The 15,661-nt window shown below is 69.4% G+C and carries 12 protein-coding genes; 7 read left to right on the top strand and 5 right to left on the bottom strand.

The window, feature by feature from the left end; all coding sequences use genetic code 11:
- Positions 1-38 precede the first annotated feature (38 nt).
- From dnaA to AC1DXK_RS00455, 3 genes are all read left to right on the top strand, one after another.
- A complete protein-coding gene (gene dnaA / locus AC1DXK_RS00465) occupies positions 39-1,535 on the top strand; it encodes a chromosomal replication initiator protein DnaA (protein WP_457104368.1) in 1,497 nt (498 codons plus the stop codon).
- 271 nt (positions 1,536-1,806) lie between these two features.
- Positions 1,807-3,015, top strand: coding sequence for an acetyl-CoA C-acetyltransferase (locus tag AC1DXK_RS00460; RefSeq protein ID WP_457104367.1), 1,209 nt, complete (start codon positions 1,807-1,809; stop codon positions 3,013-3,015).
- 127 nt (positions 3,016-3,142) lie between these two features.
- Positions 3,143-3,649, top strand: a complete 507-nt coding sequence (locus AC1DXK_RS00455) for a DUF2059 domain-containing protein (RefSeq protein ID WP_457104366.1) — start codon at positions 3,143-3,145, stop codon at positions 3,647-3,649.
- Positions 3,650-3,679: 30 nt separating this feature from the next.
- Here the strand turns inward: AC1DXK_RS00455 and AC1DXK_RS00450 are convergent, their stop codons facing one another.
- Positions 3,680-4,459: an EAL domain-containing protein gene (locus tag AC1DXK_RS00450; protein ID WP_457104365.1), complete on the bottom strand. Its 780-nt coding sequence runs from the start codon at positions 4,457-4,459 to the stop codon at positions 3,680-3,682.
- 113 nt (positions 4,460-4,572) lie between these two features.
- Between AC1DXK_RS00450 and AC1DXK_RS00445 the strand changes: the two genes are divergently transcribed.
- Complete coding sequence (locus AC1DXK_RS00445) at positions 4,573-6,774, top strand: 3-hydroxyacyl-CoA dehydrogenase NAD-binding domain-containing protein (RefSeq protein WP_457104364.1); 2,202 nt, start codon at positions 4,573-4,575, stop codon at positions 6,772-6,774.
- Here the strand turns inward: AC1DXK_RS00445 and AC1DXK_RS00440 are convergent.
- Positions 6,744-7,706 (bottom strand): LysR substrate-binding domain-containing protein, encoded by a 963-nt coding sequence (locus AC1DXK_RS00440; RefSeq protein ID WP_457104363.1) that lies wholly within the window; start codon positions 7,704-7,706, stop codon positions 6,744-6,746. The two genes, AC1DXK_RS00445 and AC1DXK_RS00440, sit on opposite strands and share 31 nt — an antisense overlap.
- Positions 7,707-7,894: 188 nt before the next feature.
- On the opposite strand from AC1DXK_RS00440, the gene AC1DXK_RS00435 reads away from it, so the two are divergent.
- A complete protein-coding gene (locus AC1DXK_RS00435; RefSeq protein ID WP_457104362.1) occupies positions 7,895-8,779 on the top strand; it encodes an amino acid ABC transporter substrate-binding protein in 885 nt (294 codons plus the stop codon).
- 121 nt (positions 8,780-8,900) lie between these two features.
- Positions 8,901-9,962 carry a threonine aldolase family protein gene (locus AC1DXK_RS00430; RefSeq protein WP_457104361.1) on the top strand — a complete coding sequence of 354 codons (1,062 nt, stop codon included), beginning with the start codon at positions 8,901-8,903 and terminating at the stop codon, positions 9,960-9,962.
- Positions 9,963-9,968: 6 nt separating this feature from the next.
- Here the strand turns inward: AC1DXK_RS00430 and AC1DXK_RS00425 are convergent, their stop codons facing one another.
- The 3 genes from AC1DXK_RS00425 to AC1DXK_RS00415 all read right to left on the bottom strand — a co-directional run bounded on the left by AC1DXK_RS00425 (position 9,969) and on the right by AC1DXK_RS00415 (position 14,747).
- Positions 9,969-10,838, bottom strand: a complete 870-nt coding sequence (locus tag AC1DXK_RS00425) for a 3'-5' exonuclease (protein ID WP_457104360.1) — start codon at positions 10,836-10,838, stop codon at positions 9,969-9,971.
- A 72-nt stretch (positions 10,839-10,910) separates the two neighbouring features.
- Positions 10,911-13,388 (bottom strand): NAD-dependent DNA ligase LigA, encoded by a 2,478-nt coding sequence (gene ligA / locus AC1DXK_RS00420; protein WP_457104359.1) that lies wholly within the window; start codon positions 13,386-13,388, stop codon positions 10,911-10,913.
- A gap of 9 nt (positions 13,389-13,397) precedes the next feature.
- Positions 13,398-14,747 carry an MFS transporter gene (locus tag AC1DXK_RS00415; protein ID WP_477296362.1) on the bottom strand — a complete coding sequence of 450 codons (1,350 nt, stop codon included), beginning with the start codon at positions 14,745-14,747 and terminating at the stop codon, positions 13,398-13,400.
- A gap of 127 nt (positions 14,748-14,874) precedes the next feature.
- Between AC1DXK_RS00415 and AC1DXK_RS00410 the strand changes: the two genes are divergently transcribed.
- Entirely contained in the window at positions 14,875-15,591 is a 717-nt protein-coding gene (locus AC1DXK_RS00410; protein WP_457104357.1) for a 4'-phosphopantetheinyl transferase family protein, read from the top strand.
- Positions 15,592-15,661: the final 70 nt, after the last annotated feature.

Here is a 15,661-nt window from a genome sequence, read left to right as displayed (position 1 = left end):
CCTGCAGGTTCCTGTGGGCAGCGTCGGGAGAGCCAGTGATGCGTGTCGACGGAACGGTGGCGAGCGACGACGACGGGGGCCGCAGCAGCGGCGGCAACGTGGATTATGGATCTGCCTGGGCTCGGGTGAAGCGTCGGCTGCGGGCCGAGCTCGGCGAGGATGTGTTCGCGAGCTGGTTCGCCCGCCTCGAGCTGGAGACCGTGGCCGGCAGCACGGCCCGGCTCACGGTTCCGACCCGATTCCTCAAGAGCTGGATCGAGTCGCACTACCTAGACCGCGTGCTGAACACCTTCAAGGCCGAGGTCGAGGAGATCGCGCGGATCGAGGTCGGCGTACGCGGGACCGGCGCGCCGGTCCGGCCGGTCGCCGCGGGGGCGTCCAAGCCCGGTCCGGTGAGCGGGCCTCTCGCYCGCATCCACGCCGCCAGCGCGCCGATGCCCGTCGCTGCGGCCGCGCCGGCCTCTGAATCGCGCAACGCCGACGCCGGGGGCGATCTCAGCGGGACGCCGCTCGACGCGCGTCTGACCTTTGCGAGCTTCGTGATCGGGCGCTCCAACGCCCTGGCCCACGCCGCCGCCGAGCGGGTCGCCAACCACCAGGGGGAGGGCGCCCTCTACAACCCGCTCTATCTCCATGCCGGGGTCGGCCTGGGAAAGACTCACCTGCTGCACGGCATCGGCCACGCCGCCCGCGAGGCGGGGCGCCGGGTCATCTATCTGACCGCCGACCGGTTCATGTACGGCTTCGTCAATGCCCTGAAGACGCAGTCGGCGCTCGCCTACAAGGAGCGGCTGCGCGGCATCGACCTCCTGATCCTGGACGACGTCCAGTTCATCCAGGGCAAGTCGATCCAGGCCGAGTTCGGCCACACGATCAATGCGCTCATCGACGCCGGCCGTCAGGTCGTGGTCGCCTCGGACCGGCCTCCGACCGAACTGGAGGCCCTCGACGAGCGGGTCCGCTCGCGGCTCGGAGGCGGCCTCGTGGTCGAGATCACCGCCCTCGACGAGGCCCTGCGCGTCTCGATCCTGTCGGCTCGCCTCGCCGCCGTGCGGGCGTCGCACCCCGGGTTCGACGTGTCGCCGCAGGTGGCGGCCTACGTGGCCCGGGCGATCACCGCCAACGGCCGCGACCTCGAGGGCGCGGTGAACCGCCTCCTGGCGCATGCCACACTCACCGGCACCGCGGTGACCATGGAGACCGCCGAAAGCGCGATCCGCGACCTCGTGAAGAATCGCGAGCCGAAGCGGATCAAGATCGAGGACATCCAGAAGCTGGTCGCCTCGCGCTACAACGTCTCACGGTCGGACATCCTGTCGGAACGGCGCACCGCCGCGGTGGTGAAGCCGCGCCAGATCGCCATGTACCTGTCGAAGGTGCTGACCCTGCGTTCGCTGCCCGAGATCGGCCGCCGATTCGGTGGCCGCGATCACACCACCGTGCTGCATGCCGTCCGCAAGATCGAGAAGCAGATCGGCGAAGATACGGTGCTCGGAGATGAAGTCGAGCTGCTGAAGCGGATGCTTCAGGACTAGTCGAACCGGGGATGATCATCCGGACGAAGCTGCTCGTCATCGCGCCGCTTCGTCCCTGAATGACGGCGGCGGTGCAGGCGGACCTCGCCTCATCGCTGTCCGACTGAGCCGAGCACTTCCAAAACGGTGCCGCTGTCACGCGCCCTTCGCCCGCTCCGCACATTCGGGGCTGGCCGAGGGCGCGCGTGCCGTGGCAGACTGGCGCGAACCGAGACGGCCTTGTAAGGCCGCGTCGCCGACCGGCGAAGATCGACGCCCCGGGGGAGTGCTGATGACGGACGCCTTCATCTACGACCACGTTCGCACGCCGCGCGGGCGCGGCAAGGCGGACGGCTCCCTCCACGAGGTGACGGCCCTGCGTCTCGCCGAGACGGCGCTGCGCGCCCTCAAGGATCGCAACGGCCTCGATACCGGCCTGATCGACGACGTGATCCTGGGCTGCGTCGACCCCGTCGGTGAGGCGGGCGGCGACATCGCCCGGGCCGCGGCCCTGGTGGCGGATTACGGCGCGCAAGTTCCGGGCGTGCAGATCAACCGGTTCTGCGCCTCGGGCCTCGACGCGGTGAACTTCGCGGCCGCACAGGTCATGAGCGGGCAGCACGCGATGGCGGTGGGCGGCGGCGTCGAATCGATGAGCCGCATCGGAATCGGCGCCTCTGGCGGCGCGTGGCCGGTCGATCCGGCGATCGCCATCAAGTCCTACTTCATGCCGCAGGGCGTCTCGGCCGACCTGATCGCCACCAAGTACGGCTTCACCCGAGACGATTGCGACGCCTACGCGGTCCGTTCGCAGGAGCGCGCGGCGAAGTCCTGGGCCGATGGCCTGTTCGAGGGGTCCGTGGTTCCGGTCCGCGACGTGAACGGCATCACGCTTCTCGATCGCGACGAACACATGCGGCCCGGCACCGACATGCAGTCGCTCGCTTCGCTGAAGGCGTCCTTCGTGCAGATGGGCCAGATGGGTGGCTTCGACGCCGTGGCCACGGACGCGCACCCCGACGTGGAAGCCGTCGAGCACGTCCACCACGCCGGCAACTCTTCCGGCATCGTCGATGGTGCCGCGGCCGTGCTGATCGGCTCCAGGGCGGCCGGCGAGGCCGCGGGCCTGCGTCCGCGCGCGCGGATCCGCGCCTTCGCCAACATCGGGTCCGACCCGGCCCTGATGCTCACCGGGCCGGTGGACGTGACCCGCAAGGTCCTGGCTACGTCCGGACTCAGCCTGTCGGATATCGATCTGTTCGAGGTCAACGAGGCCTTCGCGGCGGTGGTCCTGCGCTTCTGCCAGGCGTTCGACCTCGACCCGGAGGCGGTCAATGTCAACGGCGGCGCCATCGCCCTCGGTCATCCGCTGGGTGCGACCGGCGCGATGATCCTCGGCACTGCCCTCGACGAGCTGGAGCGGACCGGCAAGGAACGGGCACTGATCACCCTGTGCATCGGCGCCGGCATGGGCACGGCCACGATCATCGAGCGGGTCTGAAGGCCGCATGGGTGACCGCATGGGGGCGGCGCACCGCCGCTCCCCAAAGTCCGGGAACGCTGCTAGAGGCGCGGGCGACGCCCGGCCCGATGCGGGGCCGGACGATAAAACAACGGGAGACAAGCCCTTGAACCGCCTGTTTGCGACGCTCTGTCTAGGCGTCACCCTGAGCCTGCCTGTCGCCGCCCGCGCCGACGAGGCTGCGGACCGCGTGGCCGTGGCCACGACGCTCGTCAACAAGACCCTGATCAAGAACCTTCAGACCGGATTCAACGTCGCCCTCGAGAAGACGGTAGCGCCGATGCCGGAGGCCCGCGCCGAGGCCGTACGGAAGGAGCTGCTGGACGAGTTCGACAAGCAGCGCGGCATCATGGTCGAGGGGCTCTCGAAGGACTACGCCGAGAAGTTCAGCCTCGCCGAGTTGAAGCACCTCGACGAGATCTACTCGGATCCGACTTACCTGAAGTTCCAGACGATGAATGCCGATCCGAACTCGTCGGTGACGGCGATCTCGCAGAATTCGGTCACCAAGCTGCTGAACATGCTGGCCGTCGCCTCGGCGACCGACAACACGTCGAAGGCGGGCGCGCCGCCGATGCCGCCCGCCGCGGCCCCCGCTACGGCTCCGAAGTAGGCGATGTGCGTCGCGCGCGTCTGGCCGGCCTCAGGCGGCGCGCGCGGCCGCCATGGGGGCGAAGCCGGCCACAGGGGGCAGCGCCTCCAGCAGGGGCTTCGCGAAGTGGTAGCCCTGCATGAGCGAGATCCCGAGCCCGCGCAGGGCACCGAGTTCCGCGGCGGTCTCGACGCCCTCGGCCAGCACGGTGACATCGAGCGCCCGCGCAATGGCGACGACGCCCGAGACGATGGCGTAGCGCCCGGAATCGGTTTCGATACCGCGCACGAGATCCATGTCGATCTTGATCAGGTCGGGACGGAAATTGGCCAGCAGGCTCAGTCCCGCGAAGCCGGCCCCGAAATCGTCGAGCGCCGTCAGGAAACCCTGCTTCCGATAGGCCGCGACGATGCCCTTGACGTGCTCCGTGTCCCGGAACCGCTCCTGCTCTGTGAATTCGAACATGATGCGCCGATGCGCGAAGTCCACGCGACGGGCGGCTTCCAGGGACGCCCGGATGCAGGCGTTCGGCTCGTAGACCGCGTTGGGCATGAAATTGATGGACAGCCGCGTGAGGCTGTCGCGGGGGAAAAGGCGCCCGGCAAGTTCGATGGCCTTCACGCGGGCGGCTTGGTCGAACTGATAGCGGGTCTCGTCGGTGACCTGATTCAGGATCGTGTAGGCCGGCTCGCCGTTCAGCCCGCGCACGAGGGCCTCATAGGCCCAGACGCTCCCTGTGCCGATATCGAGGATCGGCTGGAAGGCCATCGTGAAGTCGAAGTCGAGCGCGGTGCCGTCGCGGCAGGCGCTGCAAGCGGTGGTCTTCGTCATATGCGCCTTCCGCCGGTGCCCCCCGACCGGCGGACCATGCGCTCTCACGCTCAACGCAACCTTAACGCAAGCACGCCGGTGAAACGTCGGCGCGATTTTGGGAGGACGGCACCATGACGCTGACCGATTTCCGCTTCGAGACCGATCCTGACGGCATTGCCGTGGCGACCTGGGACATGCCGGGCCGCTCGATGAACGTGATTACCGAGGGCGTAATGGATCAGCTCGAGGCGATCATCGAGCAGGTCGCCTCCGATGCCGCCATCAAGGGCTGCGTGATCGCCACCGGCAAGGACAACTTCTCCGGCGGCGCCGACCTCACCATGCTCCAGGGGCTCGGCCTGGCCTACGAGCAGCTCAAGGCCGAGCAGGGCGAGGCGGTGGCCATGCGCCACTTCTTCGAGGCATCCCGGCGCCTGTCGCTGCTGTTCCGGCGGCTCGAGACCTGCGGCAAGCCCTTCGCGGCGGCGATCCAGGGGCTGTGCCTGGGCGGCGCGTTCGAGTTGGCGCTCGCGTGCCATTACCGGGTCGCCTCCGACGACGGGAAGACCCGTGTCGGGCTTCCGGAGATCAAGGTCGGGTTGTTCCCGGGCGGCGGCGGCACCCAGCGGGTCGCCCGGTTGATGCAGACCGGGGACGCCCTCCAGATGCTGTTCAAGGGCGAGCAGATCCGCGCGCCGATGGCCAAGGGCATGGGGCTGATCCACGCCGTGGTGCCGCAGGCCGAGATCGTCGAGCGCGCCAAGGCCTGGATCCGCGAGGGCGGGTCCGCGGTGGCGCCGTGGGACGTGCCGAAGTTCAAGGCGCCTTCGGGCAAGGTCTACTCGCCGGCCGGCATGATGATCTGGCCCCCGGCCAACGCCATCTACCGGCGCGAAACCCACGACAATTACCCGGCCGCCAAGGCGATCCTGGCCTCCGTGTATGAGGGCCTGCAACTGCCGATGGACCTCGCCCTGCGGGTCGAGAGCCGATACTTCGCCCATATCCTGCGCTCGACCGAGGCGGCGGCGATGATCCGCACGCTGTTCATCTCCATGGGCGAGCTGAACAAGGGCGCGCGCCGCCCGAAGGACGTGCCGGCCACCCGCCTGAGCAAGGTCGGCGTGATCGGCGCCGGCTTCATGGGCGCAGGCGTCGCCTACGTCACCGCGCAGGCCGGCATCGAGGTGGTGCTGGTCGATCAGTCGGTGGAGGCCGCCGAGAAGGGCAAGGCCTACGCGCACACGCTGATCACGGGCCAGATCAACAAGGGTCGCGCCAAGACCGCCGACCGCGATGCCCTGCTCGGGCGCATCCAGGCGACGTCCGATTACGGCGCGCTCGCCGAATGCGACCTCGTGATCGAGGCGGTGTTCGAGGATCCGAAGGTGAAGGCCGAGGTGATCGGGAAGGTCGAGGCGGTGATCCGCCCCGACGCGATCTTCGCCTCCAACACCTCGACCCTGCCGATCACCGGGCTGGCGAAGAGTTCGCAGCGCCCGGCCCAGTTCGTCGGCATCCACTTCTTCTCCCCGGTGGAGAAGATGATGCTGGTCGAGATCATCAAGGGCGAGGCGACGGGCGACGCGGCGCTGGCCACCGCCCTCGACTACGTGCGGCTGATCAAGAAGACGCCGATCGTCGTGAACGACGCCCGCGGCTTCTTCGCCAACCGCTGCGTCGGCGCCTACATCCTTGAAGGCCACAAGATGCTGGCCGAGGGTGTCCCGCCGGCCATGATCGAGAGCGCCGGCCGTCAGGCCGGCATGCCGGTCGGCCCACTCTCGCTCAACGACGAGGTCGCCCTCGACCTCGTGCTCAAGATCGCCAAGGCCACAGAGGCGCAGGTGGGGCAGGGGGCCGTCGATCCGGCGCAGAAGGCGATCCTCTCCGAGATGGTCGAGACGCAGGGCCGGCTCGGGCGGAAGAACCGCAAGGGCTTCTACGACTACCCGGAGGGCGCGCCCAAGCGGCTCTGGCCCGGTCTGACGGCTCTGCAGCCCCATCGCCTGGATCCCGACTCCGTCGACTTCAGCGAGCTGAAGCAGCGGCTTCTGGTGGTGCAGGCGCTGGAGGCGGCCCGCACCGTCGGCGAGGGCGTTGTGACAGATCCGCGCGAGGCGGATGTCGGCTCGATCCTCGGCTTCGGCTTCGCGCCGTTCACCGGGGGTGCGCTGTCCTACATCGACTTCATGGGCGCGGCGGCCTTCGTCGACCTCGCGCGGGGCCTGGAGTCCCGGCACGGCCCCCGGTTCCGGGTGCCCGACAACTTGGCTGCCATGGCCGAGCGCGGCGGCACCTTCTACGGTGAGGCCGGGAAGCGCGCCGCCTGAGGTCGGCTCGCCGGGCGCCGATCGGCGGCGTCCGGCAGGTTTGCGAGTTCCTCCAGCAGCACCGCCCGCGCGCAGGCACCGAAGGCCCGCATCAGGCGTCCACGGGCGTGGTCGGGCGGAAACAGCAGTGCGAAGTGAACCGGTAGGGCGGGCGCGAAAGGCCGGATCGCGATTGGCGACACCTTCGCCTCCTCGTGGGCGGCGAGCGGATTCATCACGCTGACTCCCAGCCCCGCCGAGACGAGGGTGCAGATCGACGCGCCGAGCCCCGCTTCGGCCGTGATCGTCAATGCGATTCCGGCCGATTCGAAAACCGCGTCGGTCCGTTCCCGCAGGGCGCTCCCGAGCGAAGCGGCGACGAACGGCACGTCGGAAAAGTTCTCCGGCCTCAGCGTGTCCTGCGCGGCGAGCGGATGGTTCAGCGGCAAGACGGCGACGCAGGACCGCGTCTCGACGTGATCGAGACGCGCGTCAGGGTCCTGGCCGTAGAGCATCGTCAGCGCGGCATCGCAGAAACCCGTGTCGATCCACGCGTTCACGGTTTCGTCGTCGCCGGAATGGATCGCCACGATCACGTCCGGATGTTCGGCGCGGAACCGAACGACCGCCCGCGCGAGAAGGCCGCCCGCCAGCCGGGGCATCGCGGCGACCCGCAGCCGTTCGGCACCGAAGGCGCGGATCCGCGCAGCCGCCGCCTCGAGGCTCGCCAGCCCAACGAAGGCCCGCTCGACCTCTGCGTGGAAGCGCGTGCCGTCGAGGGACGGCACGACGCGGCCGCCGCTGCGGTCGAACAACGGAAGGCCGGTGATCGCCTCCAACTGGGCGATCAGCCGACTCACCTGCGGCTGGGAGGTGTGGAGCCGCCGGCTCGCCTCGGTCATCGACCCCGTGGCCACCACAGCCCGGAACGCCTCGATGTGCCGGAAGGTCATGCGCCGCTCGGCCATATCAGATCCGTATATTCGGCCAGTGAATCGGCATTGGACGCCAGCGCGCGGCCGCTCCTAGGATCGGTCGGCGATGCTTCAAGCCGACCAGTCGACGCCGCGGCGACTCGGAACATTGCCGATACCGGCATTACGAGGGGGTACGGATCGTGTCGAGGACGCTACCGCTTCTGATGGCTTCGCTCTGCTGGATCGCGCTCGCCGCGCCGTCGTCCGCGGAGGGGCGCCTCGACAAGATCCGCACGAGCGGCCAGATCAGCCTCGGCTTTCCGGACGCGTCACCCCCCTTCGGGTTTCTCGATCAAAACGCCAAGCCGGTGGGTTATTCCCTGGAGATATGCGAGCACGTCGCTCAGAAGCTCAAATCCGCCCTCGGCCTGTCCAAGCTCGACGTGCGGCATGTGCCTGTGATGTCAGCGACGCGGATCCCGCTGATCAACAACGGCACCATCGATCTGGAATGCGGCACCGCCAGCAACCTGCCCGAGCGCCACAAGCTGGTGTCGTTCGCGCCCACCACCTTCGTGGCCCAGGTGGTGCTGGTCGCCAAGAAGGACACCCCGGTCGACGTGGAGGACATCGCCACGTTCCGCGGCAGGGCCATCTCGGCCCAGGCGGGCGGGGAGACCCAGCGCGTCGCCACGCGGATCAACGTGCGCGACAAGCTCGACATTCAGGTGATGCCCGCCAAGGACACCGCCGAGGTGTTCCTGCTCGTCGAGACGGGTCGCGCCGCCGGGGCGATCAACGACGATGCCCTGGCACATGCCACGGTCGCGGGAGCCAAGCGGCCTGGGGACTACAAGATCGGCACCAGGGGACTGGAGTTCGCCCCCTACGGCATCCTCGAGCCGAAGGACGATGGGGACTTCAAGGCCGCTGTCGACAAGGCGGTGGTCGAGCTGATCCAGGACGGGACCGTCGCGCGGCTGTACAGCCGCTACTTCGAGCAGCCGATCCCGCCCAAGGGCATCAATCTCGAATTGCCGATGAGCGCCGTCCTGAAGCGCGCCCTGGCCAATCCCACTGATTCCGGCGACGAGGCCGCCTACCGCTAGCGCCGCGCTTCGAACGAAAGCCTCAGCGAAGGTTGGAGCGGTGCGTCGACAAGGACCTCGGGCGCAGGCGCAGGAACGCGGTGACGGCGTCTGAGCAAGGGGGTGAGCTGTTGGGATCGCGATGCGAAACGATCTGACTGGAAACAGCGGAGCACCGGCTGCCGTCGACCTGCGCAGCGACACGGTCACGCGCCCGACCGAGGCCATGTACGCGCGCATGCGCTCCGCGCCGCTCGGCGATGACGGACTCGATGCCGACCCGACCGCGCGAGAGCTGGAAGAGACCGCCGCGGCGATCCTCGGCAAGGAGTCCGGCCTGTTCGTGCCGAGCTGCACGATGGGCAACCTTCTGGCGATCCTGGCCCAGGTCCAGCGCAGCGAGCAGATCCTACTCGAAGCCCAGGCCCACATGGTCAACACCGAGCGCGGAGCCGGCACCCTGACCGGGACGTTCCTTCTCGGCATCGCCGGCACCGACGGCGCCATGGACCTCGACCGGCTCAAGGACGCCCTTCATCCGGGGGCGAGCCCCCTCCGGACGGCCATGATCGGGCTGGAGACGTCCCACAACGCCGCCGGGGGCACGGTCCTTTCGCCGGCCCATATGGAGGCGGTGGCCGGCCTCGCCCGCGCACACGGCATTCCGGTCCATCTCGACGGCGCGCGCCTGTTCAACGCGGCGACGCATCTCGGCGCCCCACCTGCCGATCTCGCCGCCCATGTCGACACGGTATCGCTCTGTTTGTCGAAGGGCCTCAGCGCCCCGGTCGGCGCGGTGCTCGCCGGCAGCGGGCCGGTCATTGCAGCGGCGCGACGCCTGCGCAAGATGATCGGCGGAACCCAACGGCAGGTCGGGGTGGTGGCGGCAGCCGGGCTCGAGGCGATCACCGTCATGGGGGCTCGACTCGGGGAGGATCACGCGCGGGCGCGGCAACTGAGTGACGGGCTGAACGCGTTGCGGCCGCGCCTGTCGGCGAACCGTCCGCAGACGAACATCGTGCAGGTCGATCTCGGAGGAAGCGGGCGCGACAGCACCCACTGGGTTGCCGATCTCGAAGCGGCCGGGATCCGCACCCGGCCGCTCGGCGCGTCGCGCCTGCGTCTGGTCACGCACCGGCACATCACGGAGGCGGACGTCGTCCAGGCCGTGGCGGTCTTTGGCGCCCTTCTCGATACGCCCTGACCCGTGTCAGGCCGCGCCCGCGACTCGTGTCGTGCGGCCGAGCATGCGGGCGAGGAGTACGACGTCGCCGGCGTTGTCCGACAGCAGGTCGGTGATGTCGCCGACCTCCAAGGCCTTCACGTGGCGGCAGCGCATCGCGAAGCGACCGGCCGTACAGGTGCAGCGCAGCTGCGGGCCGCCCGCCTGTTCCTCCAGGCTGACGTGATACCGGTTCCCGGTCGATCCGCGCACGGCGAAGCGCAGGGCCGTGGGTGCGGCCGGGACGGCGGCCATCGCCCGCCCGCTGATCGCCCCCGGCGCAGGGCGGGGCCTTGCCGGGCCGCCGGTCGCCCGCGTGATCGGCAGGCCGATCGAGGCGGCGAGCCCGTGCACGTCCACGGCGGCCCGCTCGCGCATCGCGGCGAGGGCGATCTCCGCGCAGGCATAGGCGTCCTCGCCGGCATCGTGATGCTCGAAGCGGATGCCGAGGCGCCGAGCGACCTTGCCGAGTCCACAGCCCTCGGGCGCCGGGAAGACCCGGCGCGCCACCTGGACCGTGCAGAGATACGCGAGATCCGGCACCGGAACGCCGGCCCGCGCCAAGCCGGCGCGCAGGACGCCGATATCGAAGCTCGCGTTGTGCGCCAGGATGAGCCCGCGCGTCAGATCGCCGAGATAGGGCGTCATCACGGCGGCAAAGTCCGGCTTGTCGGCGACGTCAGCCGGCAGGATGCCGTGGACCCGGATGTTGCCCGGCGCGAAGCGCATCTCGGGCGGACGGATCAGGTGGCTCTCCCGTCGCACCACACGCCCGTCCGCGATCCAGGCGAGACCGACCGCGCAGGCGCTGTCACGCCGCTCGTTGGCCGTCTCGAAGTCGAGGGCCAGGACCGTCATCGCGGATCAACCCTGCCGGGTGTGAGTTCTCGGGGCGTTCTCCCGCAGGTCTAAGCCGCCGGGACTCGGGCTTCAACCCTGCGCCACCATCCCGAGCCAGTCGTCCTCCGACACGACACGGACGCCGTGCTTCTCCGCGTCCTTCAACTTCGAGCCCGCTCCCGGACCGGCCACGACGAGATCCGTCTTGGCCGAGACGGATCCCGAAACCTTGGCGCCGAGGCGCTCGGCCACCGCCTTCGCCTCGTTGCGCGTCATCTTCTCGAGGGACCCAGTGAAGACGACCGTCTTGCCCGCGAAGGCCGAAGAGGCCGCAGCCTGCTCCATCGGCTCGACCGTGACCTCGTCGAGCAGCGCGGCGACGGCGTCGGCGTTATGCGGTTCGGAAAAGAACAGGATCAGGGCGTCGGTCGCCACTGGGCCGATCTCCCCGTCGTCGGAGAAGATCCGGTAGGCATCTCCGGGCCGTTGTCCGGCGGCCCGCGCGATCGCGGCGCGCACGGCATCGGCATCGCCATAATGGGCGAGCAGGTTCTCGCGCTGGATCCCGCTGAGCCGCGCGCGTTCCTTGGGCGGCGTCGCCTCGTCTGCCGGGAAGCCGAGATCGAGCAGGCGATCCCGGGTGGTGCCGCCAACCCGCGGAACGGCGGTCAGCTCGATCCAGTCGGAACCCGGCTGCACGGCGGAAGCCTCCCGGACGGCCGCGACGAGCGCCGGCATGTCGGGAAAGCGCTTCGCCAGCGCCTTGGCGGTGGCCTCGCCGATCTGCGGGATACCGAGGGCGAAGAGCAGCCGATTCATCGGCACGGTGCGGCGCGCCTCGACGCCGGCGAGCAAATTCTTGATCGCCTTGTCGTCCTCCTCGCCCTTCTTCTTGGCCGTCTTCCTGGAAGGCTCCGACGCTCCGGATTCCGCACGCCGCTCGGCCGACAGTGCCTCGCGTCGCGCCACGACGGCGGTTTTCAGACGGTCGAAGTCGAGGCGGAACAGATCGGCGGGCTGGTGCACGAGACCGGCCTCGAACAGGACTTCGATGTAGGTCTCGCCGAAACCCTCGATGTCGAAGCCGTTGCGCGACACGAAGTGCTTGAGCCGCTCCACGCCCTGTGCCGGACAGATCAGGCCGCCGGTACAGCGGCGCACCGCGTCGGGGCGTCCGGTGCGCGGGTTGACGGCGCGCACGGCGCGGCTACCGCAGGCCGGGCATGTCTCGGGGAACGCGTAGGGCTTCGAGTTGACCGGCCGCTTCGACAGGTCGACATCCATGACCTTGGGGATGACGTCGCCGGCTCGGACCACCGTGACCGTATCGCCGACGCGGATGTCGCGGGGTTTGCGGACCGGCTCACCATCGGCGCTGATCCTCTCGGATATGGGCTCACGAATGAACTCGCCATCGGCACTGACGCCCTTCACGTAGCCCTCGTTGTGCAGGGTCGCGTTGGACACCACCACGCCGCCGACCGTCACCGGCCGCAGCTTGGCGAGCGGGTTCAGCGAGCCGGTGCGGCCGACATTGATGACGATGTCCTCCAAGATCGTCGTCGCCTCCTGGGCGGCGAACTTGTGGGCGAGCGCCCAGCGGGGCGAGCGCGAGACGAAGCCGAGCCGCTTCTGCAACCCGAGATCATCGACCTTGTAGACGACACCGTCGATGTCGTAGCCGAGCCCGGCCCGGTCGGCCTCGATCCGGCGGTAATGGGAGAGCATCGCCTCCGTGTCGGTGAAGGTCTCGGTGCGCGGGTTCACCGGAAGGCCCCAGGAGGCGAAGCGCTGGAGGACGCCGGTCTGGGTCTCCGCGATCGACGCCGACAGCTCACCCCAGGCATAGGCGAAGAACTTCAGCGGCCGGGACGCCGTGATCGCGGGATCGAGCTGGCGCAGGCTGCCCGCGGCCGCGTTGCGCGGGTTCGCGAAGACCGGCTTGCCGGCCGCGTCCTGCCGGGCGTTGATGGCGGCGAAATCGGCGTGCGACAGGTAGACCTCGCCGCGCACCTCGCAGATCTCCGGCCATCCTGAGCCCGCGAGCCTCGCGGGGATGTCCTGCACGGTACGGGCGTTGGCGGTGACGTTCTCGCCGACCTCGCCGTCGCCGCGGGTGGCGGCGGTGTCGAGCCGTCCGTTGACGTAGCGCAGCGACAGGGACAGGCCGTCGATCTTCGGTTCGGCCGTGAAGGCCAGTGCCGCATCCTCCGGCCAGCCGAGGAAGCGGCGCACGCGGGCGACGAACTCGGCCACCTCGGCGTCGTCGAAGGCGTTGCCGAGCGAGAGCATCGGCACGGCGTGCCGCACCTTCGCGAATTTTTCCGAAGGCTTGGCTCCGACCGCGGTGCTGGCCGCGACGGTTCCGGCGAGGTCGGGGAAGCGGGTTTCGAGATCCTCCAGTCGGCGACGGAGGCGGTCGTATTCCGCATCCGAGATCTCGGGGGCGTCCTCCTGATAGTAGAGCCGGTCGGCTTCCAGGATCGCCTCCGACACGCGCGCGTGCTCGCTACGCGCTTGCTCGGCGCTGAGGTCGAGTTCGAACGGGTCGGATTTCGTGGCGGCCATGCGGGGGTTCTAGCGCATCGGGGGCCGCGCGGGAGCAGGCGGTAGCGCGCAGTCCCCGCTTACCTCAGCCCTTCCGCTGAGCAGATCGCCGCGTCCGGCCACCCTGAAGGCGGCGACGAACACTGCGGCGACAAGGACCGCGATTCCGTGAAGCGGCAGCACCGGAGCGAGCCAGCCGGCGATCGCGGTGCCTGCGACCGAGCCGAGATTCATGGCGGCCATGTACACCTCGAACTGCGTGGCCGCGCCGGCGCGGCCGCCGCTCGCCTGGAGCAGGGCTGGCATCAGGGCCACGATGAGCAGGCCGGGCAGCACGCTGGTCAGCGCCAGGATCACCGGCCCCGCGGCTCCGACCCAGTCCGCGCCGATCAGCCCTCCCGCCAGAGCGAAGGCGACGCCGCTCCACAGGAGAAGGGCGCGCAGGGGCGAGACGGCGCCGTCGCGGTCCGACCAGMGGCCGACCGCGACGGCGCCGACCGTACCGCTTGCCAGCGTCAGAATGGCTTGGAGGCGCGACAGGTCTGCGGACTCCCAGCCCTGGCGCTGGAGGAGGTCGATTGAGAAGGGCAATTCGAACAGGCCGAGCGCCCCGTCCAGCGTGAAGCACAGGACAAGCAGCCGCAGCGCTCCCGGTCGCCGCAGGGCGATGACGAGCCGTCGCAGGAAGCGCCCGAGAGGGATGCGTCGCGTGTCCGGACCGCGGCGGCGGAAGGACAGGAGGGCATCCGCCGGGGCCTCGCGGATCAGCAGCATCGGCAGACCCGCGATCGCTGCTGCGACGAGCAGCCAGCGCACGCTCGCGCCGAATCCGTAGGTCGCGAGCGTCCAGCCGAAGAGTGCCGCGCTGAGGCTGGTGCCGGAGACGAAGCCGGCTCGGGTGCACGCACTGACCCGGCCGAGTTCATGGGCCGGGACGTGATCCATGATCATACGATCGCAGACCGTGTCGAGGAGCGCCGCGAACAGGCTGTGGAGCAGGAAGATCAACCCCAGCATCCCGATCTCGCCGGGTCCGACGACCAGGAGCAGCGCGAGCATCAGGTGACAGCCGAGGAGCGCCGCCACCGCGAAGGGTCGGCGCCGACCCATCCGCGTGTCGCGGGATCGGTCCACCCACGGCCCCCAGATCAGGGGCTGCAGAGTCCAGGGCAGTCCCGCCAGGGCGAAATGAAACCCGACCTCAGCCGACGAGGCGCCCCGTGCGGCCAGGTGGTTCGCCAGCGCGGTCAGCGAAAACCCTGCGATGAGACCTTGATAGACATACGTGGCGAAGAAGACGGCGTAACGGGCAGGCCGCGTGGCGAGACTGAGCCTGCCGGAGACGCCGATGCGCAGACTCTCGGCATTCGGTGTCGTCAAGCCGCGCAATCCTTGCCGCCAGTGCGCCGAACCTCGATGCTACCCATGCCGTTCCGATCGGATCCGCTCGCGTGCCGCACCACCTGCCCGAGGTTAGACCCGGCTTCTCGTCCTCGCGAGGTGTCGCATGAGCGCGGCTCAGGTCTGGATCGTCGACCTCGACCTCTCACCCGGTAGGCTCGACCGGTGTTCGACCCTCCTCGACAGTGCCGAATGCAGGCGTGCCGACCGCTTTGTGAGATCGGCGGATCGGGCGCGGTTCGTCGCCAGCCACGCGGCGCTCCGTCTCATTCTCGGTGAAGCCCTCGGTCTTGCGCCGGCGGGATTGCAATTCGACACGGGACCCGCCGGTAAGCCGGATCTCGCGGGGGCGGCGCGGGGCGGTGTCACCTTCAACCTGTCGCATTCGGGAGCGCGGGCGCTGATCGGGCTCGCGCAAGGGAGGCCCATCGGCGTCGACGTCGAGGCCGTGCGAACGATGCCGGACGCACTGCGGATCGCACGGGCGCATTTTTCCGCCGATGAGGTCTCCGCGCTGGCTGACACGCCGCGGAGCGCCGTCGAACGGGTCTTCTTCGGTTTGTGGACTCGCAAGGAAGCCGTGGTGAAGGCGCTCGGCAGCGGGCTGTCGCTCCCCCTCGATCGCTTTAGCGTCAGCGTTCCACCGGCACGCCCGCGCCTGCTGCGGATGCCGGGAGGCGATCCCCAGACGCTGGACGGTTCCTGGAGCTTGGCGGATGTCGACTGCGGCGCCGACCATGCCGCCACGGTGGCGGTCCGATCCGCCGAGGCGGCGATCGCTCTGCGGAGGCTTCCCGATGACTGGCCCGATCAACTCCGCTGAAAGGCTCAACACCGCGCTTGCGGTGGGGGAAAGGCGCGGCTATACACCCGCTCGCCGGGCTTGGCAGACA

It is taken from the genome of Methylobacterium sp. P3_A11, assembly GCF_056403155.1.
The sequence above is the reverse complement of the archived record's forward strand: the minus strand, read 5'-3'. Positions and strand labels throughout refer to the sequence as shown.

What these genes read in the sequence shown, in the direction of transcription:
- AC1DXK_RS00430 (WP_457104361.1), top strand. Translation starts at nt 8,901, where the DNA reads ATGCGAAACGATCTGACTGGAAACAGCGGAGCACCGGCTGCCGTCGAC.
- AC1DXK_RS00460 (WP_457104367.1), top strand. Translation starts at nt 1,807, where the DNA reads ATGACGGACGCCTTCATCTACGACCACGTTCGCACGCCGCGCGGGCGC.
- AC1DXK_RS00445 (WP_457104364.1), top strand. Translation starts at nt 4,573, where the DNA reads ATGACGCTGACCGATTTCCGCTTCGAGACCGATCCTGACGGCATTGCC.
- AC1DXK_RS00425 (WP_457104360.1), bottom strand. Translation starts at nt 10,838, where the DNA reads ATGACGGTCCTGGCCCTCGACTTCGAGACGGCCAACGAGCGGCGTGAC.
- AC1DXK_RS00450 (WP_457104365.1), bottom strand. Translation starts at nt 4,459, where the DNA reads ATGACGAAGACCACCGCTTGCAGCGCCTGCCGCGACGGCACCGCGCTC.
- AC1DXK_RS00435 (WP_457104362.1), top strand. Translation starts at nt 7,895, where the DNA reads ATGGCTTCGCTCTGCTGGATCGCGCTCGCCGCGCCGTCGTCCGCGGAG.
- AC1DXK_RS00410 (WP_457104357.1), top strand. Translation starts at nt 14,875, where the DNA reads ATGAGCGCGGCTCAGGTCTGGATCGTCGACCTCGACCTCTCACCCGGT.
- ligA (WP_457104359.1), bottom strand. Translation starts at nt 13,388, where the DNA reads ATGGCCGCCACGAAATCCGACCCGTTCGAACTCGACCTCAGCGCCGAG.
- AC1DXK_RS00440 (WP_457104363.1), bottom strand. Translation starts at nt 7,706, where the DNA reads ATGACCTTCCGGCACATCGAGGCGTTCCGGGCTGTGGTGGCCACGGGG.